Below are 24,533 nucleotides of genomic sequence, written 5' to 3'. Positions count from 1 at the left end.
CACTGTCGCTTCGAGGCGATGACACCGCCCGCCCTTGACCGGCCAGCACGGCCCGCACACTCCACGAGCGGGCGGCCCCGGTCGGCAACGCTTTCTGAAACGCCCCACTCCGTTGGACTCCGGACCGAGTGGGGCGACGAGTATCCCTGGCCGTTTTCAAAGATCCTCATCAACCCGCCCTCACCCCCGCAGCGAATCGCGCAGCAGAGTCCGGTCGGACCTCAAAGCGCCGAAGCCAGTAAACGCCAAGCTAAATACAGGTAGCTTTTACGCCCGCCTTTACCGTAAGTATGCCAATGTCGCAATTAGTGCCGCATGCGAGGATCCCGGCGGGCGTTATGTCCAGAGCGCCCGCCATTGCGGGCAGGAGCAAGCGCGAGGAGACCCGCTTGTTGAGGTCCCGGATGCGGACCGTGCCGTCTAGTCCGCCAGTGACGGCGGCGGGTCAAGCGGCTGGAGGAGGCCGGCGTCATCGCCGGCTACCGGGCCGTCAGCGACCCCGAGGCCATGGGCCGCGGCATGGAAGTCCTCGTCGACGTCGAGATCCATGCCCAGGACCGCACGACGATCGAGGAGTTCGAGGCCGCCGTCGCCGCGTACGACGAAGTCGTCGAGTTGCGCCGTATGTACGGCAGCCCGCATCACTTCGTCCGCGTCGCCGTCGCCGACGACGCCGCCCACGAGGCCTTCGTCATGGACAAGCTCACCGGCCACCCCGCCGTCCTCCGCCTCGAGTCCCACCTCACCATGAAAACGATCAAGGCCGAGGGCTGACTCTCAGACCCCGGCCGCTCGGTGCAGTTCGGTGCGGGACCGGTCCGGCAGCCGGACGGCTGCCGGGATGCGAATGTGGTCAGCGGCGTTGTGCGGCGGCGGTCAGAGCCTGGTCGAGGATGTCCAGGCCGCGGTCGAGTTCGGTGTCGGTGATGGTGAGCGGGGGCGCCAGCCGCAGGATGCTGCTGCTGCCGGGGAACTGCACGATGTTCAGGTGCAGGCCCAGACGGAAACAGGCGTCGGTGACGGCGCTGCCGAAGTCGCCGGCCGGCTCCTTGGTGTCGCGGTCGGTGACGAGTTCGACGCCCTGGAGCAGCCCGCGTCCGCGGACGTCACCGATGTGCTCGTGACGGTCCTTGAGTTCACTCAGGCCGCGCTGGAGCCGGTCGCCGAGCCGCCGCGCGGTCTGGTCGTAGGCGCCCTGGGTGAGGACGTCGATGACCGCCAGGCCCACGGCCGCCGGCAGCGGGTCGGAGACGTGGGTGGTGGCGAAGTAGTAGCCGCGCTCGTGGCAGCGCGCCTCGATCTCCTCGCTGGTGATCACGGCGGACAGCGGCAGCCCCGCCCCGAGGGTCTTGGACAGGGTGAGGATGTCCGGCGTGACGCCGTCGCGCTGGAAGGCGTACCAGTCGCCCGTGCGGCACAGCCCGGTCTGGGCCTCGTCGAGGATGAGGAGCATGCCGCGCTCGGCACACTTCTGCTTGAGCGCGGCAAGGTAACCCGGCGGCAGGTCGATGACGCCGCCGGTACTCAGGACGGGTTCGGCGATGAAGGCCGCCAGGCTGCCGGTGGACTGCCGATCGACCATCGCAAACGCGTGGTCCAGTTCGGCCTGCCAGTCGTGGCGCCCGTCGCGGGTGAACAACGGCCGATAGGCGTTCGGCGTGGGAACGACGATGTTGCCCGGCGCCACCGGCCCGTACCCGGCCCGGGACACCCCGTAGGTCGCCGCCGACGAGGCATGGGTGACGCCGTGGTACGACTGGTCGAAGGCGACGACCTCGTACCCGCCGGTGGAGAGCTTGGCCATCTTGATGGCCGCCTCGTTCGACTCGCCGCCGGTGCTCAGCAGCAGCACCTTGCTCAGGGAGGGCGGCAGCGTCCGGGCCAGGGCGGCGGCCAGATCGACCACGGGCCGGCTCAGCATCCAGCTGAACAAGTGGTCCAGGGTGGCGATGGACTGGCTGACGGACTCCACGATGGCAGGGTGGGAGTGCCCCAGCAGCCCGCTCATCTGTCCCGACGTGAAGTCGAGGATGGCCCGTCCGTCGCTGTCGAACACATACGATCCGGCGGCCCGTTCGATGAGAGCCGGTGAGAAGTCGCTGCGGGCGTAGCGGACCAGATGACGACGGGCCGTCGCCCAGAACTCATCGGCGGAGCCGACACGACGGACGGCCGCGGACTGGTCGGTGGGTGCGCTCATGTCCTGCCTTCGCCTCGGAAACAGGGAGTGCAGCGAGGCTAGGAGAAACAGCCGAGCACCCGATTGCAAACATTGCCCACCGGACAGCTTCCTCGGCATACTTCACGCGTGGACCGCACCGACCGCGCAATAATCGAGCAACTGCGCCGCGACTGCAGCCTGGCCAACACCGAACTCGCCGACCGGATCGGCCTGACGCCCTCACCCTGCCTGCGCCGCGTCAGACGCCTGGAAGAGCAGGGAGTGATCCTCGGCTACCACGCCCGCATCGCCCCCAAGGCCCTCAACCGCGGCTTCGAGGTCCAGGTCGACCTCGAACTCACCGACCAGGCCCGCACCACGGTCGAGCGCTTCGAAGCCGAACTGGTGGCCCTCCCCGAAATCGTCGAGGCACGCCGCATGTTCGGCGCTCCCGACTACCACGCGCTGATCTCGGTCGCCGACCTGGAAACCTACGAGCAGTTCATGACCCAACGGCTGCTCGCCCTGCCGGGCCTGGCCAAGCTCCAGTCCCGCTTCGCGATGAAAACCCTCAAAGCCGACGTGCCCCCGCCCGGAAGGTGACGACAGCACCGCACCCCCGTCACTTCGCCTATCTCGTCCCCGAGCCAGGCGACACTCTCGCCCGAAGCTTCTCGCATCAGACGCAGGTCTCAGTGTCCGATCCGGGCCTCTCGTTTGACAGACCCGGCGACGTCGCTGCGTAAGGGTGAGAACACGGCGCTGCTGACAGCGCGGACGGTGCTGTCGGTGTCCGTACAGGGACTCTCGGCGGATGCGTCCGCGCTGCTGCTCGGCCCCGACGGCAAGGTCCGTGGCGATCACGACCTGGTCTTCTACAACCATCCAGCCCAGGACGGTGTATCCGTCGAGGGCGCGGCGGTTCACTGCGGAGCTTTCTCGCCTGCCGGCCGACGTGCACCGTGTAGGCGTGGACGTGAGCGTTGATCCGCCGCAACCAGGCGCTGTCTTTACCCGAGCCCCTCAGCTGACGTTCACCCAGAACGGTGCCCCGTCGGCGTCGTTCACCGCGCCGGACTTCACCTCGGGGGAGACCGCCGTGCTCCTGGCGGAGTTGTACCGCCGCGGTACGGCTGGAAGGTCCGGGCCGTGGGACAGGGCTATGCCTCTGGCCTTGCGGGACTGGCAACCGACTACGGCGTCGAGGCCGACCCCGAGCCCTCTGCCGTGCCGCTCCCTGCGCAGACATGCACGACAACGGGACAGGCCGCCGCGGTCGACCTGACGAAGCTGGAGCGGCAGGCCCCGGGCCCGCTAGTGCTCTGACCGCATAGGTTCGCCGGGTCGGTGGTCCGGGCGGTTGGATGTGCAGTGACGTCCGATCCGACCGCTGGGGGTGTGGTGGCTGAGCCTGTCCGTGTGCGCAGGTTGACCGACCAGGAGGGGCAGAGGCTGCAGCAGATAGTGCGCCGGGGAAGTACCAGTTCGGTGTGGTACCGGCGCGCGATGATGCTGCTGGCCTCGGCCGGCGGGAACCGGGTGCCGGTGAGCGCGAAGCTGGTGCAGGCCGACGAGGACACCGTCCGGGACCTGATCCACCGGTTCAACGAGATCGGCCTGGCCTGTCTGGACCCTCGGTGGGCGGGAGGCCGTCCCCCCCAGGCTCCGCCCGGGGGAGGAGGGCCTCCCGCCCGCTCAGTCCTGACGACGAGGACTTCGCCGTGGCGACGGCCACCACCCGCCCGACCAAGCTCGGCCAGCCCTTTACCCGCTGGTCCCTCCGCAAACTCGCCGCCTAACTTGCGCCGCGTGCCCGGCCACATGATCCGGATCAGCCGCGAGGCGTTACGGTGCCTGCTCGCGCGCCGCGGCATCACCTCCAGCGCACCAAGACGTGGAAGGAGTCACCCGACCCGGACCGCGCCACCAAGCTCGATCGCATGGAGGAGGTCCTGGACCGCTTCCCGGACCGTGTGTTCGCGTTCGACGAGTTCGGCCCGCTCGGTATCCGCCCCGCCCCTGGTTCGTCGTGGGCACCTGCCGGTCACCCCGAGCGTCACCCCGCGACCTACCACCGCACCCACGGAGTGCGCTACTTCCACGGCTGCTACTCGATCGGCGACGACACCCTGTGGGGCGTCAACCGACGCGAGAAGGGCGCCGCGAACACCCTGGCCGCACTGAAGTCGATCCGCGCGGCCCGCCCGGACGGCGCCCCGATCTACGTCATCCTGGACAACCTCTCCGCCCACAAAGGCCAGACGATCCGGCGCTGGGCGAAGAAGAACCGGGTCGAGCTGTGCTTCACCCCGACCTACGCGTCCTGGGCCAACCCGATCGAAGCCCACTTCGGACCACTGCGGCAGTTCACCGTCGCCAACTCCCACCACCCCAACCACACCGTCCAGACCCGTGCCCTGCACGCCTACCTGCGCTGGCGCAACAAGAACGCCCGCCACCCCGACGTCCTCGCTGCCCAGCGCAAGGAACGCGCCCGCAGCCGAAGCGAGAAAGGCATCCGCTGGGGCGGCAGACCCATCACCGCCGCGGCCTGAACGAACGAACAGCACAGCCCATCACAACGTGCCCTGCGAGGAGCACCGCATGCACCACCAAGACGTTCAGGCCGCCGTGGCGCAGATGCTGGAGGTACTGAGGCCTCGCACGGACGAGGACTGGACAGTGCCGGCCGGCCCGCTGGAGTGGAACTGCCGGCAGACCGCCTCACACATCGGCCACGACCTGCTGGCCTACGCAGGCCAGCTCGCCGCGCGCCCGGCCGACGCCTACCTCCTCTTCGATTTGCGCGTGCGCCCCACCGCCTCGCCTGCCGAGGCGCTGCAGGTGGCCGCCGCCTGCGGCGGCCTGCCCGGCAGCGCGCTGGCCACCGCCGACCCGTCCCTGCGGGCCTGGCACCGGGGCCCGTGCGACCCGACGGGATTCGCGGCGATGGGCGTCGCCGAGATCCTGCTGCACATCCACGACATCACCCGCGGACTGGGCGTGGACTGGCTGCCGCCGACACCGCTATGGGCGGCCGTGCTCGACCGGCTGTTCCCCGACGCCCCGCCCGGCGAGCCCGTCCCAGTGTTGCTGTGGTGCACCGGACGAGGGGACCTGGACGGTCTGCCCCGCCGGACGTCGTGGACGTGGAAGGCGGCACGGCCCGGCTGAGCGCACTCAACTCGGTGAACCTGTGCGGTCAGAGCACCGGAGCCGTGGTCGGGTAGCCGCCGCGGTGGACCGCGTACCAAAGGGCTGCGGCAGGTGGACGTCGACGAAGCGCTCAGGCGCGGTGCAGATCTCCCGCAGGCCCTCCCGCAGCGCGCAGGGGTTCGCGGAGCGAGACCTCCTCCGTTGCGCGGGGGCGGGGCTGGTGTGCACCAGAAGGTGGAGGCCGGAACGTCACATCCCCCTCCGGACGTTTTCATGCGCATTGCGCAGTTGCTCGGGTTCACGACGCACGATCTGCGGATCGCCCACCTGAACCTGTACGGGACGGACCCGGTGCTCCTCGTGGAAGATCCGTCGCCGCACTGGCAGGAGGTCCTGAACGGGCAACGCGAGATGGCCTGTGCCGTGACCCCCGGGGGGGCTCCTGGTGGCATCCGACGAGTCGTTCCCGCAGATGTTCTCCAAGGGAGGGCAGCCGGCGAACCTGTGGCGCTGGGCGCTGTTCTCGGAGGAAACGCGAACGGTCCTTGTGAACTGGGACAAGCGCTGGGCGCCGGATTTGCTCGCTGAGTTGAGGCTGGCTCGCTACCGGTATCCGGCCGACGACACGGTGCGGGCTCTGTATGCGGACGCCGTCCGTGACCCGGCTCTGCAGCAGATTGTCGCCGAGCCAAGCCGGGGTCTGAACGGCCAGGCGCACCCTCTGCGCCATCCGATGCACGGTGAGGGAACGGCGCGGTTCATGGCTGCCCGTGCTGTCGGGGTGAGCGTCCTGACCATCCTCTTTGAGTCCGCTGCCCAGTAGCACCACCAACGCCAGGAGGGAGGATCTCGATGCGGCTCTTGGTCCCGGACGATCCGGTGTTCCTCGGTATGTTCATCGGGATCGAGCAGCCTTTGTTGTACAACCTGTATCACTTCTACCGAAACGATCTGAGTGATGGACAGGACCTGATGATCCGCACTGCGTATTGCAAATGGGGCGAAATTCAGCAGAGTTTTCCGCCTCTGCTCCAGTGGCAGGACCTGGTCCCGGCGGCCCGAGGGCAGGGGGGGCCGGAAAGGCTATGCCCTGCACGACTCGCGAGGCCGACAGCTGTGTCGACGGTCACGTAATTCCCCAGGGGGTGTGGTCACGCAATTCCCCACCCTTTGCCCGCTTCATCGGTCGATCGACCAGGCTGCGTCAGCCGGTGGGGCACCCGCGGCAAGGATGTGGCTGATGATCCGCAGCGCCTCTGTAAGGGGCACTGTGTCCTTGTCGGGATACTCGTCGTTCTGACCGTTGGCGAGGACAAACCCTCCGCTACTGCCGGCAGCTTCCAGGGTGACGGCGTGCTCGCCTGGATCGCTTTCGTCGTCAAGCAGCATCACCATCGCGCGCTCGGTGTTGGTGATCACGGCGAGCGAACGACCGCGTGAACTGGTCAGCAATGTCTCCAACTGCCCATCTGCGATCCGCTCTCGAAGCAGCGCCAGCACCGCAGCGGGCGACGCTGGCGCGGTGCCGTCGTCGAGGGTCCAGGATTCGATCATGTGCGTGACCTTCTCACACGCTCATGCGAGTGGACTGCCCTAGCTGGTCGGGGGCTTGTCCGTTGGATTCTTGGGCCGCTTGTTGGGCCGGTAGCTGGGGCCGTTCATGATGACCTGGTGGCTGGCGTTGATCAGCCGGTCCAGCAGCGACTCGGCGACGACGGGGTTGGGGAAGAGCGGATACCAGTCGCTGGGCGCCCGGTTGCTGGTGATGATCAGGGACCGGCCCTGCCGCTCGGAGACAAGTTCGTAGAGGTCGTCGGCCTGGGGTGCGGTCAGCTGGCACATGGCGAAGTCGTCGAGGATGAGCAGGTCGGGGCGGATGAGTTCGCGCAGGCGCTTGTCCCAGGTGCGGTCCGCGTGGCCGCCGGCGAGCTCGGCCAGGATGCGGCTGGTCTTGGTGAAGCGGACGTTCGCGCCCTGGCGGACGGCCTGGTGGCCGAGGGCCTGGGCGACGTGTGTCTTCCCGACGCCGACGGGTCCGAACAGGATGACGGACTCGCCGGAGTGGAGCCAGCGCAGGGCCGCGAGGTCGCGGATCTGGGCGGCCGGCAGCTTCGGGGAGGCGGTGAAGTCGAAGCCCTCCAAGGTAGCCTGCTGCTCGAACTTCGCCTTGCGCAGGCGGCGTTCAAGAGCGACGGTCTCACGGCGGCTGATCTCGTCCTGGCAGAGGACCTGGAGGAAGTCGAGGTGTCCGAGTTCGCCGCCCTGGGCCTGGGTGAGGCGGGCGTCAAGCGTCTCGAGCATCCCCGACAGCCGCAGCGTCTTGAGCGAGTCGCGCAGGGCGGTGGTCATCACGCTCATCGGGCGGCCTCCTCGGCGTCACCGCGGTCCTGGTCGTCGTGGACCTCGCCCGGCATCTGGGCGGGGACGGTGGCGGCGAACAGGCCCTCGGGCCCGTGCAGGAAGGCCGCGGCCCCGGCGTCGCCGGTCTCCGGTTCCGGGTCGGTCTCGGTGCCGGCGACCAGGATGCCCTTGATGGTGCGGTAGGACGGATCACCGACCGCGACCGCCTTCCGGCAGGCGGCTTCCAGCCGCGTGTCGCCGTACTTCTTCCGCAGCCCGAGCACTCCCTGGGCGGCCCGGAGCCGGTAGAGGGCATTGACCTCCAACAACTGGTCGATCACCTCCCGGCAGGCGTCCCCGACCTGTGAGACGCCATCCGCTTTCCGAACGTGATCGTTTGGTTCGGGCTGGGTGGGTGTGAACTCCGGCTGGTGGTGGGAGAGATGGGCGTGGTTCGTCCGTTCGTCTCGCTCGTGGAGGTGGCTGGTGCCGTCGGTGCTCGGTCTGCTGGAGGCCCGGGAGAAGAAGGTCCGGGAAGAGGTGGCGCGGCTGCAGGAGGAGGCCGAGCGGGTGCGGGCGGCGCTCGTCGAGGCGGAGAGCAGGCTGGCACGGCTGGCCGATGCCCGGGTGACGGTGGCCGAGGTGCTGGCCGAGCCGGCTCCTGCGGTCGCGGAGCCGGTGGCAAACGCGGTGACGGGGTCGGTGGTGTCGCGTTGGGCCGAGGGTATGACAGCGTCGGTCCTGCCTCCGGATTACCAGCGGATCATGTCCGTGCTGGAGTCGGAGGCGGGCCGGGAAGGCATGCGCTGTCAGCAACTGGCCACAGCCCTGGGCCTTCAGGCGGTCCCGGCGAAGGTCGAGGGGTTGCGGTCGAAGGCCAAGCGCCTGGTGGAGCGGGGGTGGGCCCTGCAGGTGCGGCCGGGAGTGTTCACCCCGCTCGGGACGCCGGTCGGCTGACGGCACCGGGGCGGCGTCCGGCCAGACGGCCGCTCATGAGCATGGTCATCGACCACAGCACCATGGCCTCGTGCATGGCCGGCAGCGTCTCGTAGTCGCGTGCAAGGCGACGCGAACGCATCAGCCAGCTGAGCGTTCTTTCCACCACCCACCTGCGCGGCAGCACCACGAAGCCGGTGGTGTCGTCGCTGCGTCTGACGATCTCCAACGTGAGCTGGAGCCTTTCCGTCGCCCAGTCGACCAGGCGCCCGGCATAGCCGCCGTCCGCCCACACCATGCGGATGGAGAAGTACCTCTTGCGTAGCCTTTCGAGCAGGGGGACGGCGGCGTCGCGGTCCTGCACGCTTGCCGCGGTCACTGCGACGGCCAGGACCATGCCGAGGCAGTCGACCACCAGGTGCCGTTTGCGTCCCCCCACCTTCTTCCCGCCGTCCCAGCCGGAGGTGGCGCGTGGGATGTTCGCCGCTGCCCGCAGCGACTGCGAGTCCACGATCGCCGCACTCGGATCCGCAGAGCGCCCTTCCCTCACACGCACGCGGTCGCGCAGCCGGTCGTGGAGCTCGGTGAGCAGGCCCTGGACCTGCCAGCGGCGGGCGAAGGCGTGTACCCGCTTGAACGGCGGGAAGTCCCTCGGCAGGTTCGCCCACTTCACGCCGTTGTCGACCACGTAGCGCACAGCATCGACCATCTGCCGGTGGCAGTAGCCCTCCGGCCGGCCGCCCCGCCCCTCCAGCCATGCTGGAACAGGCAGCGATTCCCGCACCACCTGCCACTCCGCCTCCGTCATGTCCGAGCCGTAGCACGGGATGCGGTCCGGCCGGTCCGCCGCGTTCCCGAACCGGTGCACGAGACAGTCACACGTCCGTGACGGCGAGTTGGACTCCACGGACGCGAGCGCGAAAGACTGCGGCAACAGGTCCTCCTGGGACTGCTCGGACGGGATCGCACCCCTGAACTACCAAGAGGCCCTGCCGTCATGCACCGCCACCGGCGCGATCATCCGATCAGGAACCCTGTTCGACCAGACAAGCCCGTTGCGAGCGGAGGGCTTCTCAGGTCAGATTCAGCCCGCCGTCGAGCACGATGACCTCGCCGGTGAGATATGTGCTGGCGATCAGCGGCGCCACCAGATCGGCCACATCGGCGGGCTGGGCCGGGCGGCGCATGGGCGCGCGGTCCCGCCACAGCTCGTGCGCCTGCGCCCAGTCCTTCGTCATCGGCGTGTCCACCAGCCCCGGTGCCACCGCGTTGACCCGCACTTCGGGTCCGAGCGCGGCCGCGAGCAGCCGGGTCACGTGATTCAGCGCGGCCTTGCTCGCCGCGTACGGCACCGATGAGCCCTTGGGGCGCACCCCGGCGTGGCTGGTGACGTTCACGATGTTGCCGCCCACGGGGGAACTGCGCAGCGCTGGAAGTGCCGCCGTGCACAGCACCCATGGCGCGATCAGGTTGACTTCCAGTAGCTGCCGCCAGTCCGCTGGTGTCGCCGCGGCCAGGTCGTCGTGCGGGATGGGCCAGCTGATGCCCGCGTTGTTCACCAGCACATCCAGCCGCCCGTACCGGCCGAGCGCCGCCTCGACCAGCCCCCGGGCCTCGTCCTCCACCGCCAGGTCCGCCCGCACGTACGCCCCGCCGAGCTCCGCCGCCAGCGCCTCCCCGGCCTCCGCACTGCGCCGTGAGTGCACGACGACCCGTATCCCGTCTGTCGCCAGCCTCCGCGCGACGGCCTCCCCGATCCCCGACGTCGAGCCGGTGACCAGGGCGACGGGCCGATCCGCTTGTTCAATCCCCATGCCGCGGATCCTGCCACGGTGGCCGTTACACCTGGGCCACCACAGGAACACCCGAACAGGAACCCTGTTCGACTGATCAAGCCGGTTGACCGGAAAGCGGATGGCCTCTGAGGCCTGGCCGCGGCACCAGATCGGCGTCCGCATCTGGAAGGCGATCTTCTCGGGCGGGTAGTCGCCTCTGTCGGTGCGCTTGCCCTGCTCCAGGGCGGCGTGGGTCTTGACCAGCTCCCCCTCATGGAAGATCTGAACCATGGTGGCGGTGGAGCGGACATCGACGCGGCGGCCGATCAGCTTCCAGGGCACCGAGTAGAGAGTGCGGCCGACCTTGACGTGGATGTCCGGGCCGACCATCGCCTTCGACCATCGGGCCAGCACGAACGGCTCGGGCGGCAGGGGCAGCAGGGCCGAGGCCTCCACCGCCTCGAACACGGACAGCGGCTTCGCGCCGTCCAGCGGGCGACACTGGCGCTGACCTGCTACGTTCCTCGCCCAGAGCAGGGCCTCGGCCTGCATGTGCTCCAGCGAGGTGAACGTCCGCCCGCTCCAGAACGAGTCCCGGACATAGGGCATGGGCCGCTCCACCCGGGGCTTGTCCTTCGGCTTCGAGGCCCGGGCCGGATCCACCAACGTGCCGTAGTAAGAGGCGAGTTCGGCATACGACTTGTTGATCTGCGGATCGTAGAGATCCGGCTTGTCCACCCCGGTCTTCAAATTGTCCGGCACCAGACGCCGCGGGACACCTGCGAAGAAGCGGAACGCTTCCACGTGCGCGAGGGTCCAGGCGTGCTGGTCCATGTGCACCACCGGGCGCACGAACATGTGCCTGGAGGCGGGCAGCACCATCACGAACGCCCAGATCCGGTGCCGCTTCCCGCTGGCCGGGTTGATCCACTGCCCCAGGAAGCCATAGTCGATCTGGGCCTCCGAGCCCGGCTCGACGTCGTCCCGCAGCACCGTGACCTTGGAGCGGGCCGCCTCCTCGGGCAGGTTCTCGTGCACCCAGCGGCGGAACGTCGACAAGGACACCTGCAACTTGCCTTCGTCCCGCAGGCGTTGGTGGATCGTGGTGACCGTGGTGGTCTTCAGCAGTTCCTTGACGTCGTCGCGGTGCGGTTCGATCTCTGCCCATCTGACCTGGTTCAGCTTCCGGCCGGCCAGCTCCGGGAACCAGCTCTTGAGCAGCTTGGCCCAGTCCGCCTCGCTCATGGGCGGCCCGCCCGCGGTGATCCCGGCCGCCTCCGCCGGCGCCAGGTACTTCCTGATCGTCTTGCGGTCCACCCCCAGCGAGGCGGCCACCTGGCTCTTGGAGCGGCCCGCGTACCAGTGCACGTAGATCTCGACGATGTCGACCACGGTGAACGTTCTCCTTGCCATCCGGCGTGTCCGTCGGCCTCTCGGCTCGCGGATCGAGGGACCGCGACGACTCCGAGAGGTCCAGGTCCTCAACCCGGCACCGGCACGCCCATGGGGAACCCGACCGATTCACAGGGAATGGCAAGCAGCTACTCAAACCACCCTAAACAGGGAATATCGCACCGATTCGGGCACGGTTGGCGGCATCCCCGGTGGTCAGCGTCCCGGTGGGGAGTCGTGACCACGGGGGTGGGGAATTACGTGACGCTGATCATGCAGATCGTGGGGAATTGCCTGACCGTCGACACGCTGACGTGCCTGTACTCCGTGGACGTCCCGGCGGAGTATCTGCACACCCTGCGGGCCTGTCACACCATGCTCGCTCGAGCGGAACGGGAAACTGGCCGGCTCACCGATGCGCTCGACGAGCTGGCGGAGGAGACGAGCATGCGGTGTCTCGTCGGTGACTTCGGACGCGTACTGGATGTGATGGAGCTCAAGACACCGCCCGGCCTCCTCAGGGCCATTGGGCGTGGAGCGCCGTCCGGGCCGGTACCGGCCATCACGCTGGATGCGACGCAAGAAGCCGAGTATCAGGACTTCTGTGGACGCGTCGTGTACGCCTTGAGCGCCGGTGACAGGTTCACCTACACCTCCCACCGCGCGATGTACTTCTGAAGCCGGTGCCCGGAGGGCCCGCACCGGTGGCGGGCCCTCCCGCCCGCGCGTCACCCCGAGACGCGCCGAGGCGTGAGACAAGTGCCGACCTCCGTACGTGCCTCACGAATATCCGAGAGTTCGTCAGGCACGTACGGCAACCGCCCTCATGGGACGTTGTCGACGGCGAGGAACCTTGCTTCAACCAGCCGCAACGAGGTCCGTCAGGTACGCAGAAGTCATGGCAGGGCCGGCGCGAGGCCGCTTGAACCGTCCGGGTGCAGTATGGGGTGGCGGTCCAAAAGTCCGTGAGGCACGGAGAACGCCTCAACCATCTCCAGCGCATGAGGTGCGAGGTCGGCGACGACACTCTCGACGACGTCCGGCAGATCCAAGACCTGATCTGTAGTCAGACGCCCTTGCGCCAGGAGGTCGCCGCTGTGGGCGGCCACTTCGCGAAGGGCGAAGAGGCCGTGCAGGTCCACGAGCAGCGACCGGGCGTGTGCCGATGCGGTTTGGGCGGACGCACTCAGCAGAGCCTCGGCGGCCAGGCGATGGGCATGCGCGTCGACGAGTTTCAGGGCCGGGGTGACCGTTGTGTTCCATCGTTCCAGGGGTGAGCGAGCCCCCTTGGTGCGCAGCCGCGTACGCGCCCGCTCGTGCCATATTCGCTCTACGTCCGCCAGGAGGTCCTGCAAGTGCTGCGGATCGCGCAGCGAGCGATCCTCGGGCAGTGCCTCACTGGCCGGCTTCGGGGTGAGGCCCCCCAGAAGCATCTCCCCGGCCGCCTTGGTCCAGATGACAAGATTGTCTCCCTCGGCGGTGATCGTGCCCTCGTTGGCGGCTAGCTGGAACGTTATGCCGTTGGCCAGAGCGAGCCCTTGCGCACCGCACCTCTCGCGGCACTCCGTCATGACGGCCCGGGCCCGCCATGTGATCCACCCCTTGGCGACGGCTATCAGCCGTTCGCAGTCCTCACGGTCGGCCTCCGTGGACTGGCTCCACTGCCGGACAACGGACCGGTGCAGCAATGTGGCTGCGTAAGTCGAGGCAAGGGCGTCCAGGAGCGGTGTGTGGTGGCTCCGATGTGACATCAGGGGCACCCGCTGCCCCTTGGTCATTCCTGCTGTCTGCCGGGTGTGGGCGTGCCGCACGGCGATGCCCAAGGCGTGCCGTGTCACTCCCAGGCTGTATGCGCTCATGCAGAGTTTGCCCATGGTCACGCGACCGATGGAATGGAGGAACCGTTTGCGGCTGTTGCCCAGGGAGCTGACGAACTGGCCGTCCGGGCGGAGTCGTCCATGCTCCCCCTGCAGCATGGCGGTGAACGGCAGGGGGACGCTGCGGAACGCTGTGGTGCAGTGATCCACGGGAGCGCTTCCGGTCTGGGGCAGGTCCCAGACCTCAACACCCGGCAGATGCTGCCCGTTCCTGTCGCTGAGAGGGGTCAGGAACAGGAACACGCCCTTGTCGTCCCCGTCAACGATCAGCCGGGCCGCGACGAGTGCGTCCTTCGCGCCGCCTACGGAACTGGTGTTGGGCATGAACTTTCGGGCGCCGTCAGACGGGGTGTCGAGCACGAAGCCGCCTGACGCCCGATCGAACGTGGCGGTGGTTTCCAGCTGGGAAGCGTCATTGCCGTGCGCTTGCTCGGTGCACAGGAAGGTCCCCAGACGCTCCATCTGGAGGTAGGGCGTCAGGTTCCGGTCCTCATGGTCGTGATCCAGGAGGCTGCCGAGGAACAGATTGAAGTGGATGCTCGCGATCGTTGCCATGCCGGCATCGGCAACCCCTGCCCATTCGTGCAACGCGGTCAGGGAAGCGGCGTCGGCAACCAGAGCCCGAGCATCGGAAACAGCCTCATTGACCAAGTGGAGTCGCTGATAGGACAGCTCGGTGCGCTCCCGGTGCGTGAGTCCTTCCTGGAAGGCGAAGGGAGCAGAGCTGAACAGCTCGCGCCACGGCCCGTGGAACTGCTCAGCCTGCGTGCCGAAGAGGGCAACCTGAAGCGCAGGCAGGGGGCTTGTCTTGCTGGAGAGGGGGGAATCGATCACTCCGGAAACGTAGCCCAGATGCACAGGCGCCACAGCATGGTGATCAACACGATTGAGACAGGCCGAACGGTGGTAGTTGCCCATTGGAGTCGAAGTGGCCTGCGAGCCGGTCCAGGAAGCGGCACATCACCTCGGCGGTGAAGCCCTCGGTGGCCGTGACGGTTTGAGTCGGCCCCACTCGGACGGTCTGAAGTGGCCCCACCCAGAGATCGATTGGGGCGGTGTGACGGTTTCAAGTGGCCCCGGCTGTCGGTGCGAGCTGGCCCCACCGGCGTCGTCTGGTGGCATGATCGCGGCATGACTGCAGTGCTGCCGCGGACGATCCGAGCCGTGGACACCGACCAGTTCCTCCTGCTGAAGCAGGAAGCGGCGCGGTTGGGCTTCAGTCAGCGGCTCCCGGCCGATTGGCTGCGGGAGCACTGCGCCTGCCGAAAAGCTCATCCGCGCAGGTCATGCGGCATGTCGGTACTCGTGGAGGATGCCGCCGAGTCGTTGGCGTCGTCGTATGTCGAGGCGGGTGATCTGCTTCGGATCGCTGATCGGCATCGGCAAGGGGCGTAGCGGGCGGGCGTTGGCGATGCCTTGATGGGGCCGGTGGGAGTTGTAGAAGTTTTCGAACTCGCGTAGCGCGTGGAGCAGGTGTCGCTGGTTCCAGATCAGGGTGCGGTCCAGCAGCTCGCGCCGACAGGTCTGCACCCACCGCTCCATGATTGAGTTCATGCGCGGCATCCGTACTCCGCTGAGCACCACCTCGATACCCGCGTCCTTGAGTACCTCGTCGAACAACCGCGGGAACTTCCCGTCCCGGTCCCGGATCAGGAACCTGGCCCGGCAGCCGGCGTCTTCGAGGTCCATGACGAGGTTCTTCGCGACGTGCGTCACCCAGGATGCGGTGGGGTGCGCGGTGGCGCCGAGGACCCGGATCCGGCGGTTCGCGTGCTCGATCGCGGCGAACACGTACAAGCGGGCCCCGGACAAGGTGACGGTCTCGAAGAAGTCGCACGCCAGGAGCGCGTCGGCCTGGGAACGCAGGAAGCCCGCCCAGGTGCTCGAGGCCCGCTCGGGCGCCGGGTCGATGCCGGCCTCCTTCAAGATTTCCCAGACGGTGGAGGCGGCCACCGTAACGCCCAGAACGAGGAGTTCGCCATGGATGCGGCGGTATCCCCAGTTGGAGTTCTCGCGGGCGAGCCGCAGCACCAGCAGCCGGATGGAGCGCACGGTCCGCGGCCTTCCCGGGCGCTTGGGCCGGGAGCGCGCAGCGTGGCGGCGTGCGACCAGATCGCGGTGCCAGCGCAGCACGGTGTCCGGACGCACCACCAGCCGTATCCTGCGCAGCACCTGCGAGGGCAGGCGGTGCAGCAACGCCGCCAGGAACGCGCGATCGTTCGGGGAGAACCGAACCTTTTCGCCACCGAGTTGGCGCTCCAGCACCGTGATCTGATGCCGGAGGGCGAGGATCTCCGTTTCCATGTCCCGGTCGCTCATGGGCAGCAGGCGCAGCACGGCGAACGCGTTCGTCACGGTCAGGTAAGCCAGTCGTAGCAGCACGAGCAGCCATCATGCCGGGGTGATCGCCAGTCCCGCGAGAGCACCGATTCCAGCGTCCGTGCTCGAGAACCCGCGCATCCCGCACACCGGCTCCTACCTCGGCGGATGAGGTTTTCGGCAAGGGCAACGCCCCCTCCGTGCCGCGTGGCACAAACCGTAACGCTTATCGTAACGGAGCGTGTAGTGGATGTAGATGCGATGGCGGAGCAGGGCAGAACTGTAGCGGATGATGCCCGCCTACGAGCAGCGCGCTTCAGCGCGGCAGTCAGCCTGTCGCCTTGGCGCCGGACGACGTCCCGTACCAGGTCCTTCACGCTCCACATCACACGTCCTCTCGCCCGGCTGACGCCGAGTTCCTGTAGTGCGTCGCTGTTTGTTCTCAGCGAAGTTAGTCGGCGGGAGGGCCCTGAACTGCGGCGACTGGATTGAGTGAGACGGGTACTCCTGAGGCTCCTTCAGAGCGGGACCAGAACGGCCAAGAGCCACTTCTTGCCCCTCTCGGATAGTTAGGGTTTCCGCATGACTCCCGCGGAACGGTTCCTCAAGGAACACCAGGACGTGATGCGCGCGGCACTCGACCACTACGCACTCACCTGCACGAAGGCACTCGTCGAACGAGGTGCATCGGGTGACCCCAAAGTCGTCGACAGAGTGAGGGAGCAACTGGCAGACGCTCAGCGAGCTCGGGACGAGCTGTCTGGAGCTCTAGGAGCCAGCTGATCCGTGAGTAGAGCCCTGCCAGGGGCTCCACTCTGCGACGCCTGCCCGAGCTGCCTACGCCCACTCCACGCCCAACTCCCGCAGCGCGCCCTGCTGCTCCGCCGTGAGTTTGTCGCGCCTCGACTTGGTGTTGGAGATCCATACGCCGAGCTTCACGGTGACCGGCTCGGTCTGGCCGTCGATGGTGATCTGTTCGCTGTGGCCGCGTGGCACCGGCCGGTGGGCACCTTCCCGCGCCACCCACTGTGCAAGGGCCGCGAGTCCGCGTTGGAATGCCTGTTGCGCCTTGCTCGGGCCCTTTGCCGTACGCCCGGCTGCCGGGGCGCCAGGCGGCGCCGAGGCGGGCTTGATGCCCAGCGCGGTCAGTCGTTCCTGCTGCTCGGCGGACAGCTGCTTCCAGGTACCCGGCTGTTTCTGCCGCTGAAGCCACTTGCCCAGGTCGTCGCCGTCCATCAGCACGCCGGGGGCGATGTCGAGCAGGTGGCCGTCGGCGTCGACCAGGTCCGCGAGCACGCGGTACTGCCGCTGCCAGTCCAGCGGCCACAGGCAGTTCCAGTCCGGGTCGATCGCCGTCAGCTGCTCCGCGCGCGCGGCGACCCGCTGCGGGTTCTTGCCGAGGCCGCCCTTGCGGCGGAGGTTGGCCATGTGCTGCCCGATGGGCACGGGCCGGCCGTCGGCCGGGTCGTCCCAGAGGGCGTCCTGGCGGGGTGCGAGGTGCCCCGTGGCGCGCCGGTAGGACCGGAGCGCGGCGAGCTTGGCCTCCCACGCCTCCTCACCCGGCTCCCACACCATCCCGGCCTCCGGCGCGTCCAGCAGAGTCTTGCGCCGCTCCTCGAGCTCTCCGGCCCGCAGTGCTTTGCGCTGCTGGTGCACCCACCTGCCCAGCGGGAAGTCCTTCGTCACGCCTACCTCGACCTCGACGTCATAGGGCACGGCGTGCAGGCCGGTGATCTCGTTTTCCTTCCGCCAGCGGATGAGGGCTTGGTAGCCCTCGAGCCACACCAGGGACTCGGGCCGGTACACCCGCGTGCGCAGGAACGCGGCGATGGTGGCCGCGTCGCGCGGTGTGGAGAAGTGCAGCAGGGCCGACTCGGCAGCGGCTTGGGTGTCGTCCTGCTCCTGGTCCTCGCCGTCGTTCTCGCCGCCGGCGCCGATGATGCGCCCGTCCTCATCGCGTCGGATGTGCACGGTGCGTTGTCCGTGGGTGAGGGCGCGGCAGGCGAGCTGCTCCACGAGTCGTTCATCATGGCTGCGCAGGCCCTGGAGCACGGCCACGAGCGGCTTGCAATGTGCCGTGCCCTGGTGAGGGCGACATACAGTGAGCGATGATGGTCCCTGCCATGGTCGAGTTCATGGGCCGGTGCTGCTGCCTCGGGCTCTTCCAAGTCGACGGAACCGGCTTTCTCCAGCCTCAGCCGGTCGAGCCCTTGGGGAGCCAGTCCGCGAAGATCTCCGGCAGGCGGTTCAGGTCCTCGGCCGTGACGGTGATGAGCCGCAGGCCGTGGTGGCGGGCCAGTTCCCGCTTGCGGGCGACCTTCGCCACGTACGCCTTCTTCGTCATGAGGCCCAGGGCCTCGACGAACGTGCCGTCAGCCAGGCGCCAGTCCGCCCGTAGGCCGGTCGTGTTGAGTTCCGGATGGCGCGGGTAGGAGGGCTCCGGCTCATGAGCCACGCCCCAGTGATGAAGGAAGTCGTCCACGTGCCGCTCGAACAAGGAGCGGCACGGATGACCGTCCGTGGCCGTGGTCGCTGTACCCATCGAGGTGCGGAGCCCGTCTGTGAGGAGCCCTGCGTATGCCAGCCACTCCGTCCAGGTGCGGGCCGGGCGCGTCGGCCGCGCACTCAGCAACGCGAAGTTGGGACGCGGCAGCAGGAAACGGCAGAGCAGCACCTCGTCGACCAGGGCGTGGTCCTCGAAGGGAACTCCGACACGGTCCAGCTGGGTGAGGGACGGCGGCCCGGAGAACTCGGCCTCCGCCAGCCTGCGCAGGGCGTACACGATCGCCTCCGTCCACGCCCCGTCCACTCCGGTGTCCCGTAGCACCCCGCGGCTCGCCAGGGCACAGCAGCCGTGGCAGTAGAACAATCCTGGGCGGGCCGACTGAGCGGAGCGCCCGCAGAGCCGGCACGGCCCGCGCTCGGCCAGGTTCACGGGCGCGGCGAAGAGCGCCTCCAGCGCTCGCCGGTAGTACGAGTCCTCGGCCGCGTCGTCGATGAGCGGCGGCAGCAGGCTACCGGCCCGCGCGGAGAGCGCCTCCCCATCGTCGGGCTTCGCGTTGAGCCACCGGCGGTGGAGTTCTGGTATCAGCCGCTGCGCGGCGGCCGTTACCCGGCTGTTGTTTCTGACGGGGCTGATCTCGGCCGGCGCGACCGCAGCACGGAGGTTGTTGTTGCGGCTCTCTTGGAGCTGAGCAGTCCTTTAGGTGCTGACCAGGATGTTGCTCGGTTTTGGAGAGCGGTGTTCAACAGAAGTTACTGATTGGTAGTTTTCTGGTGCTGTGCTGAGTGTGTGTCTGCGAGTTGGCTTGACCTGCGGCTTTGTAGGGCGTCTCCGTGGCCTGCTCAACAGGAGCGTTGACTGCTCAGGGCTGAGGAGCCACCGGTAGTGGCGGTCGAGGGCGCGCCGGTCGACCTCGTCGTGGAAGCGGGCTTCGGGCACGTACTGGCCGCGCCAGAAGAGGTGGCATAGGTGGGCTCGGCGGCCACAGCGGTGACAGCGGCGAGGAGCTGGCCGACCGCCCGCAGGGTCTCCTCGTCGTCGGGGAACCTCAGGCATCGACCTGGGGAGCACGGTGAGCGCGTCACGGGTGGAACAGAACGGGACTTGTTCCGCCTTCGCACCCGTTGGAACAAGCCTGCCGGAGTGCAGGGCGCCAAAGGCGCCGGAAAGCAGGCCATGATGAGGTACAACGGACATCGCTGGGAGCGGCTGCCCCGCAAAGGCCCCCGAACGACGGGGGACCTGTCACGCATTCAGTAGCCAGGGGGAGTGGCGGTATGGCGGAGTCCGTACACAGCGCCGCAGCCAGCGCGCTGGGCTACCAACACCAAACCTGGTGGGCGCTGTTGGAGCTGCTGAGGGCCGATCACGCCCGCCCCGACGCGGCGATCTGCCTGGAACTCCATGACGACATCGCATGGGAGCAGGCCGGATCAGCGACGGAACTCTTGCAGATCAAACACCGCCAGAAAAGTGACCGACGGCTCACGGACGCCTCCCCCGACGTGTGGTTGACGCTGAAGAACTGGATGGACACGGCGGTGCTCTGCGATGTCGAGGGGCCGGCGCTGGTGCTTGTCTCCACCCAGCAGGCCAGTCCCGGCAGCGCGATGGCCGCCCTTCGACCCCACTCACGCAGTGAACAGGTGGCCCTGAGCGCGCTGGAGCGCGCCGCCCTGCACCAGGCCTCCGGGCGTGTCCGACAGGCTCGTGAGCAGTTCCTCGCGCTGGGGCTGGCGGACCGCGCCGCATTCGTCTCGCGGATCACCGTGATGGACGCCTCACCACACATCGAGGACGTTCCCGCCCTCGTCCGCGCGGAGCTCCGATGGAGCGTGCCGCCCGGGCACGAGGAACTCTTCCTGGCCATGGTGTGGCAGTGGTGGGACGAGCGGGCGCTGGAACTGCTGCAGAGGCGCAGACGTGCTGTGGACGTCGGAATGGCCCGTGCAGCCATCGCTGACCTGCGCGACCAGTTCACCCGCAGTCGGCTCCCCACCGTCGCAGCCCGCGAGGAGACGGAAGACGACACCCTCACCACGGCCTACACCGACAGTCCCTTCGTCCATCAGATGAGATGGGTGGCCTACCCGCCGTTGAACCTCCGGCGCTCGATTATCGACTACCACCGTGCACAGACCCAGGCCATCCGCTGGATAGCCGAAGACCTCGTCGCAGCGGACGAACTCACCGCTCTCAGCCGCGACCTCGTCGACGAGTGGGAGACCGAGTTCGAGTGGATGCAGATCGAACTTGCCGCCACGGCCGATGAAGCGGCCAGGCAACGAGCAGGTGCCAGACTCCTCAAAGACCTCTCCCAGCGCAACGGCCCCTGCCTGCAAGGCAGATACCACGAGGGATTCTTCGTCCGCGGCCAGCGCCACGAGCTCGCAGACACAGGACGCGTGGGATGGCACCCCGACTTCCGGGACCGCATGCACACCCTGCAGGCGCGATCATGAGCACCCCCCCAACCGGGCAGATCCGTGCCCCCGCCGCAGAAACCGCCTGGAACGAACCGGCAGCCCTCGTTGCCGCCATGCTCAACCCTGCACTGATCGCCACCCTCCTGTCCACCGCCGCCGACGCCTACACACGCCGGCATACATCAGGCATGCCGTGGACGCTGTCCTTCATCATCGCCCCCCTGACACTGCACCAGGGCACACGAGAAGCACTGCCCGCCAGCACCCGCACCCACCTGTCCACCTGGATAAGCCACCACCCCGTACTGCGAGCCGGCTTCCCCCGCCGTGCACAGGTCCTGGTGGCACCGGTACGGACGGGACTGCGATTCGCACTCCGCCACCACGTGCTCGAACTGCACCACGACTGCCTCAAGCCCGCCACCCGGCCGCACACCACACCACCCCAGGAGACCGAGATGCACGACATCCTGCGCAGCGCCCGCCTTATCGGCGGGTGGATGGCCGAGAACGAGACAGCCGCCGTCTTCGCCGGCCTCGGCGTGGGACCCTGATCGCGTGCAACTGCTCGCCCTCATCCTCTACAACGCCGACGGCGGCCGCCGCGTCGTCAGCTTCAGGCCGGGCGCACTCAACGTCGTCACCGGCCAGTCCGCCACAGGAAAGAGCACACTGCTCGAGATCTTCGAGTACTGCACAGGCAGTAAGACGGCCACCTTCCCCATCGGCCCCATGACCGACACCGTCGTCTGGTACGCAGCCCTGTTCCAGCTGGACACCACACGCGCCTTCGCCGCCCGCCCCGCCCCCGGGCCCGGCAAGAAGACCGTCGAACAGGCCATGCTGAGATTCGGTCCCGACCTCGAGCCACTGCCCTACACGGACCTCGCACCGAACACCGACCGCCACACACTGCGCCAGCGACTGGGCCGGTTCATCGGCATCGAGGAGAACCACAGCATTACCCCCCGCGGCAGTGGCCCCTCATCCACCGGCGCCCACCTCGGCCATGCAACGCTGCTGTGCCTGCAAGGCCAAAACGAGATCGCCGACAGGGACCACCTCTTCCACCGGCAAAGAGACCGGTACGTCGCCGCCGACCTCAAACAGACGCTGCCCTACTTCCTCGGCGCAGCCCCCCACGACCAGGCGCGCAAGTATGCGCAGCTCAACGCCGCACGCAGCCGGCTCAAACAAGCGGAGAAAGACCTCGAGCGGGCCCAGGACCCAAGCGACACCGCCCACATAGCCCTTGCCGCCCTCTGGCATGAAGCCCACGCTCTGAACCTGGTTCCAGCGCCAGCTCCGCCCGATGACCACGTCCAGGCCATGCAGACCCTCCAGGATGCCGTTCTCTCACCCGCCACCGAACCGCCCTGCGCGCACGAGGAGGACCAGCGCAAACTCGACCTCGAACGCGCTTGCACCGACCTGCGCGAGCAGCTCAGGGCCCTCGCGGCAGACCGCCGCCTGCTCCTGGCCGAGACCGCCGCCACAGACGACTACACCGCCTCCGCGCGCATTCCGCGAGGCAGGCTGGCGAGCCTCCACCTCATCCCCCCACCTCAGGACGACGACGCGGGAACCTGCGTACTGTGCGGTTCCGTCCTGCCTCAACCGGACCCGTCGATCACCACGCTCAGGAGCAGCCTCGACCGTCTCCAGCGGCAGATGGACGGCATCGACGCCATCCGCCCGGCACGACGTGCCGCTCTCGAGGCCCTCCATCAGCAGACCACCCGGCTGCGCAGCCGGCTCCGTGCGGCCGAGCACTCCCTGCAGGCTCTCGCCCAGGTGGACCAAACCAACGAGCACCTCCCGCGCCCGGATCGCATCGACTTCGCCCGCGGCCGCATCCACGGCATGCTCACCGCTCTGCAGCGCACCATGGGCGCCGACCTGGCACGGCTCAGCCAGGCACGGGACACGGCGCGGGCCGCCGTGGAGGCACTAGAAGCTGAACTCGACCCCCACACGCAACGCAAGCAAGTCCTCGCCCGGCTCGTTCCCGTCAACCGGGACATCACCCTGTGGGCCCATCAGCTGCAGCTCGAACACGGCAGCCAAGGCGTGCACCTCAACCTCGATCTGCTGACGGTCGAGTTCGTCACCGACGCAGGCAGGATCCCGCTCTCAAGACTGGGCAGCGGACAGAACTGGGTCGGCTACCACGTCCTGGCCCACCTGGCACTGCACCGCTACTTCGTACGCCAGCGCAGGCCGGTACCGCGCATCCTCTTTTTGGACCAGCCCTCCCAAGTTTGGTTCCCTCCCGCCGCCCACAACGGCGACGACCACGGAGACGCCCTTGCGGCGGAGCGGCTGTTCCAGCTGGTCCACGAGGTGGTCGAGGACCTAGCCCCTGAACTGCAGGTCATCGTCTGCGACCACGTGGACTTCCCGGCACCGTGGTTCCAGGAGGCCATCGTGCACCAGTGGCGACGCAGTGAAAAGCTCGTCCCTGTGCACTGGGCCGACGCGGCTAGTCCCCGCAGTCTGCCCCGCAAAGCCCGGTGACCCCCGGCAGCCACCCGCTCGCCTTCGGCCCGCGCCTTCAGCCACGGCAATAGCGCTCCAGCACATCTGCACGGGCCTACCGCTTCATATGGGGAAGTCGGTGTAGGCGGCCAGGCGTTGCTGCCAGCGCCCATGATCTCAGCGTTGTTGCCGACAGCCGTCGCTGATTCGCACTCGTCGCCCGCAGGCCTTCGTCACCTGCGATGCAGCGGCAGCGACAGTCACCCTTGCTCGACCGCGATACGCGCCAGCAGTTTCAGCAGGGGCAGGTCGGCCGCCACGGCATCTACGGCGTTGCCGAAGTCGTTGAGGATCAGGTCCTGCTTGCCGTGCGCCAGTCCGTTGCGGATGGCGTAGAGGTGCCTGGCGGTGTCGATGCCGGCCGTTCTCAGGGCCTCCAAGCGGCCGAGCGCTCGCTCCCTGAGGACGGAGAACACCTCGATGGGCTCCTCGGCGTGCCGGGGGAGGAACGCCGGAATGGTTAGCAGCTTCCCGAAGTCGTATCGCTCAAGGGAATCGAGGTGGTCCGTGATGAACCCCAGGCCGTTGTCGCGGCGCGGTGTTTCCAGCACGCGGTAGAGCCCCATGTACTCGGCGAGCAGATCAACGTGCCTGATGGCTGTGGCGTAGAGGGCAAGCGGCTCGCTGCGCCCGGCGAACCGGCCGCTGAACCGTGTTAGAGGGTCGCCGTATGTGCCGTACCGCAGCCGCAGCGCGTCGGTGTAGCGAATCTCGTGGGCTTGCTCGGCGACGGAATCGAGGATGTCGCGGTACGTGCGATTGGCCGCAATCCACGGCCGGTCGTGCCCGACCGGCTCGTAGGGTGCCGTGGCCAGCTCTTGGAGGGGGACGACGACGGTGGGGGAGTCGTGGTCGAAAGCGATGCAGTCTGCCACGAAAAGCACGTCCTCGAGCGAGGGTGCGGTGAGCGAAGCTTCATAGACGCCCTCCGCAGTGAGGGGGAGGGGTACGAGCAGCCCCAGAGGAGAGAGTTCCTGCATGCCCCACTTGCCGTCGGCTTCGAACTCCTCGATGCTTAGGCCGGGCATGCGGATGCCGTACGCAAGACTCGGCCAGTCGATTCCTTGAGCCATGCAGGAAGGATAGGCAGCCCTCCGCAGGCGACCAGCG

At 68.1% G+C, this 24,533-nt stretch carries 20 protein-coding genes and 3 pseudogenes; 11 read left to right on the top strand and 12 right to left on the bottom strand.

Annotated features, from left to right (window positions below):
• Positions 1-453 precede the first annotated feature (453 nt).
• Entirely contained in the window at positions 454-774 is a 321-nt protein-coding gene (locus ACTWJ9_RS31325; RefSeq protein ID WP_443296128.1) for an Lrp/AsnC family transcriptional regulator, read from the top strand.
• Positions 775-853: 79 nt separating this feature from the next.
• On the opposite strand, the gene ACTWJ9_RS31320 is transcribed toward ACTWJ9_RS31325, so the two are convergent.
• Positions 854-2,200: an aspartate aminotransferase family protein gene (locus ACTWJ9_RS31320; RefSeq protein WP_279331623.1), complete on the bottom strand. Its 1,347-nt coding sequence runs from the start codon at positions 2,198-2,200 to the stop codon at positions 854-856.
• A 108-nt stretch (positions 2,201-2,308) separates the two neighbouring features.
• On the opposite strand from ACTWJ9_RS31320, the gene ACTWJ9_RS31315 reads away from it, so the two are divergent.
• The 5 genes and pseudogenes from ACTWJ9_RS31315 to ACTWJ9_RS31295 all read left to right on the top strand — a co-directional run bounded on the left by ACTWJ9_RS31315 (position 2,309) and on the right by ACTWJ9_RS31295 (position 6,140).
• A complete protein-coding gene (locus ACTWJ9_RS31315) occupies positions 2,309-2,764 on the top strand; it encodes an Lrp/AsnC family transcriptional regulator (RefSeq protein WP_387035117.1) in 456 nt (151 codons plus the stop codon).
• A gap of 177 nt (positions 2,765-2,941) precedes the next feature.
• Complete coding sequence (locus ACTWJ9_RS31310; RefSeq protein ID WP_443296127.1) at positions 2,942-3,148, top strand: TerD family protein; 207 nt, start codon at positions 2,942-2,944, stop codon at positions 3,146-3,148.
• 414 nt (positions 3,149-3,562) lie between these two features.
• Positions 3,563-4,716 (top strand): annotated as a pseudogene (locus ACTWJ9_RS31305) (IS630 family transposase).
• Between the two features lie 49 nt (positions 4,717-4,765).
• Positions 4,766-5,335, top strand: a complete 570-nt coding sequence (locus tag ACTWJ9_RS31300; RefSeq protein WP_443296045.1) for a hypothetical protein — start codon at positions 4,766-4,768, stop codon at positions 5,333-5,335.
• 427 nt (positions 5,336-5,762) lie between these two features.
• Positions 5,763-6,140, top strand: coding sequence for an MmyB family transcriptional regulator (locus tag ACTWJ9_RS31295; RefSeq protein ID WP_279331620.1), 378 nt, complete (start codon positions 5,763-5,765; stop codon positions 6,138-6,140).
• Positions 6,141-6,496: 356 nt separating this feature from the next.
• Here the strand turns inward: ACTWJ9_RS31295 and ACTWJ9_RS31290 are convergent, their stop codons facing one another.
• The 3 genes from ACTWJ9_RS31290 to ACTWJ9_RS31280 are packed head-to-tail and all read right to left on the bottom strand — an operon-like array spanning position 6,497 to position 7,998.
• Positions 6,497-6,871, bottom strand: coding sequence for a hypothetical protein (locus tag ACTWJ9_RS31290; protein ID WP_443296044.1), 375 nt, complete (start codon positions 6,869-6,871; stop codon positions 6,497-6,499).
• 39 nt (positions 6,872-6,910) lie between these two features.
• Entirely contained in the window at positions 6,911-7,675 is a 765-nt protein-coding gene (gene istB, locus ACTWJ9_RS31285) for an IS21-like element helper ATPase IstB (RefSeq protein ID WP_443296043.1), read from the bottom strand.
• Positions 7,672-7,998, bottom strand: coding sequence for a hypothetical protein (locus ACTWJ9_RS31280; RefSeq protein ID WP_443296042.1), 327 nt, complete (start codon positions 7,996-7,998; stop codon positions 7,672-7,674). Before ACTWJ9_RS31280 ends, istB begins: the two co-directional genes overlap by 4 nt.
• 145 nt (positions 7,999-8,143) lie before the next feature.
• On the opposite strand from ACTWJ9_RS31280, the gene ACTWJ9_RS31275 reads away from it, so the two are divergent.
• Positions 8,144-8,614 (top strand): hypothetical protein, encoded by a 471-nt coding sequence (locus tag ACTWJ9_RS31275; protein WP_443296041.1) that lies wholly within the window; start codon positions 8,144-8,146, stop codon positions 8,612-8,614.
• Here the strand turns inward: ACTWJ9_RS31275 and ACTWJ9_RS31270 are convergent.
• The 3 genes and pseudogenes from ACTWJ9_RS31270 to istA form a co-directional block, all read right to left on the bottom strand.
• The gene (locus tag ACTWJ9_RS31270) at positions 8,586-9,401 is read right to left on the bottom strand and encodes an IS5 family transposase (protein WP_443296040.1); all 816 of its coding nucleotides are present in this window, start codon (positions 9,399-9,401) and stop codon (positions 8,586-8,588) included. The genes ACTWJ9_RS31275 and ACTWJ9_RS31270 overlap by 29 nt on opposite strands.
• Positions 9,402-9,666: 265 nt before the next feature.
• The gene (locus ACTWJ9_RS31265) at positions 9,667-10,407 is read right to left on the bottom strand and encodes an SDR family NAD(P)-dependent oxidoreductase (protein WP_443296126.1); all 741 of its coding nucleotides are present in this window, start codon (positions 10,405-10,407) and stop codon (positions 9,667-9,669) included.
• Positions 10,408-10,614: 207 nt separating this feature from the next.
• Positions 10,615-11,781 (bottom strand): annotated as a pseudogene (gene istA / locus ACTWJ9_RS31260) (IS21 family transposase); the annotation flags it as partial.
• A gap of 240 nt (positions 11,782-12,021) precedes the next feature.
• On the opposite strand from istA, the gene ACTWJ9_RS31255 reads away from it, so the two are divergent.
• On the top strand, positions 12,022-12,438 hold the full coding sequence (locus ACTWJ9_RS31255) for a hypothetical protein (RefSeq protein WP_443296039.1): 417 nt from the start codon (positions 12,022-12,024) through the stop codon (positions 12,436-12,438).
• A gap of 218 nt (positions 12,439-12,656) precedes the next feature.
• Here the strand turns inward: ACTWJ9_RS31255 and ACTWJ9_RS31250 are convergent, their stop codons facing one another.
• The 4 genes and pseudogenes from ACTWJ9_RS31250 to ACTWJ9_RS31235 all read right to left on the bottom strand — a co-directional run bounded on the left by ACTWJ9_RS31250 (position 12,657) and on the right by ACTWJ9_RS31235 (position 18,765).
• Positions 12,657-14,471 (bottom strand): acyl-CoA dehydrogenase family protein, encoded by a 1,815-nt coding sequence (locus tag ACTWJ9_RS31250; protein ID WP_387035123.1) that lies wholly within the window; start codon positions 14,469-14,471, stop codon positions 12,657-12,659.
• Positions 14,472-14,921: 450 nt separating this feature from the next.
• On the bottom strand, positions 14,922-16,019 hold the full coding sequence (locus tag ACTWJ9_RS31245; RefSeq protein ID WP_279331618.1) for an integrase core domain-containing protein: 1,098 nt from the start codon (positions 16,017-16,019) through the stop codon (positions 14,922-14,924).
• Positions 16,020-16,793: 774 nt separating this feature from the next.
• Positions 16,794-18,035, bottom strand: a pseudogene (locus ACTWJ9_RS31240) (helicase associated domain-containing protein); the annotation flags it as partial.
• 115 nt (positions 18,036-18,150) lie between these two features.
• The gene (locus ACTWJ9_RS31235) at positions 18,151-18,765 is read right to left on the bottom strand and encodes a hypothetical protein (RefSeq protein WP_443296038.1); all 615 of its coding nucleotides are present in this window, start codon (positions 18,763-18,765) and stop codon (positions 18,151-18,153) included.
• A gap of 971 nt (positions 18,766-19,736) precedes the next feature.
• On the opposite strand from ACTWJ9_RS31235, the gene ACTWJ9_RS31230 reads away from it, so the two are divergent.
• Genes ACTWJ9_RS31230 through ACTWJ9_RS31220 form a run of 3 tightly spaced genes read left to right on the top strand, consistent with a single transcriptional unit; the run spans position 19,737 to position 23,402 of the window.
• The gene (locus ACTWJ9_RS31230; protein WP_443296037.1) at positions 19,737-20,921 is read left to right on the top strand and encodes an ABC-three component system protein; all 1,185 of its coding nucleotides are present in this window, start codon (positions 19,737-19,739) and stop codon (positions 20,919-20,921) included.
• Entirely contained in the window at positions 20,918-21,439 is a 522-nt protein-coding gene (locus tag ACTWJ9_RS31225) for a three component ABC system middle component (protein WP_443296036.1), read from the top strand. Before ACTWJ9_RS31230 ends, ACTWJ9_RS31225 begins: the two co-directional genes overlap by 4 nt.
• Positions 21,440-21,443: 4 nt before the next feature.
• Positions 21,444-23,402: a DUF3732 domain-containing protein gene (locus tag ACTWJ9_RS31220; protein WP_443296035.1), complete on the top strand. Its 1,959-nt coding sequence runs from the start codon at positions 21,444-21,446 to the stop codon at positions 23,400-23,402.
• 221 nt (positions 23,403-23,623) lie between these two features.
• On the opposite strand, the gene mauJ is transcribed toward ACTWJ9_RS31220, so the two are convergent.
• The gene (gene mauJ, locus ACTWJ9_RS31215) at positions 23,624-24,496 is read right to left on the bottom strand and encodes a methylamine utilization protein MauJ (RefSeq protein ID WP_443296034.1); all 873 of its coding nucleotides are present in this window, start codon (positions 24,494-24,496) and stop codon (positions 23,624-23,626) included.
• Positions 24,497-24,533 lie beyond the last annotated feature (37 nt).

Origin of the sequence: Streptomyces sp. GDS52 (assembly GCF_052246875.1) — a bacterium.
Classification (GTDB): domain Bacteria; phylum Actinomycetota; class Actinomycetes; order Streptomycetales; family Streptomycetaceae; genus Streptomyces; species Streptomyces cathayae.
The sequence above is the reverse complement of the archived record's forward strand: the minus strand, read 5'-3'. Positions and strand labels throughout refer to the sequence as shown.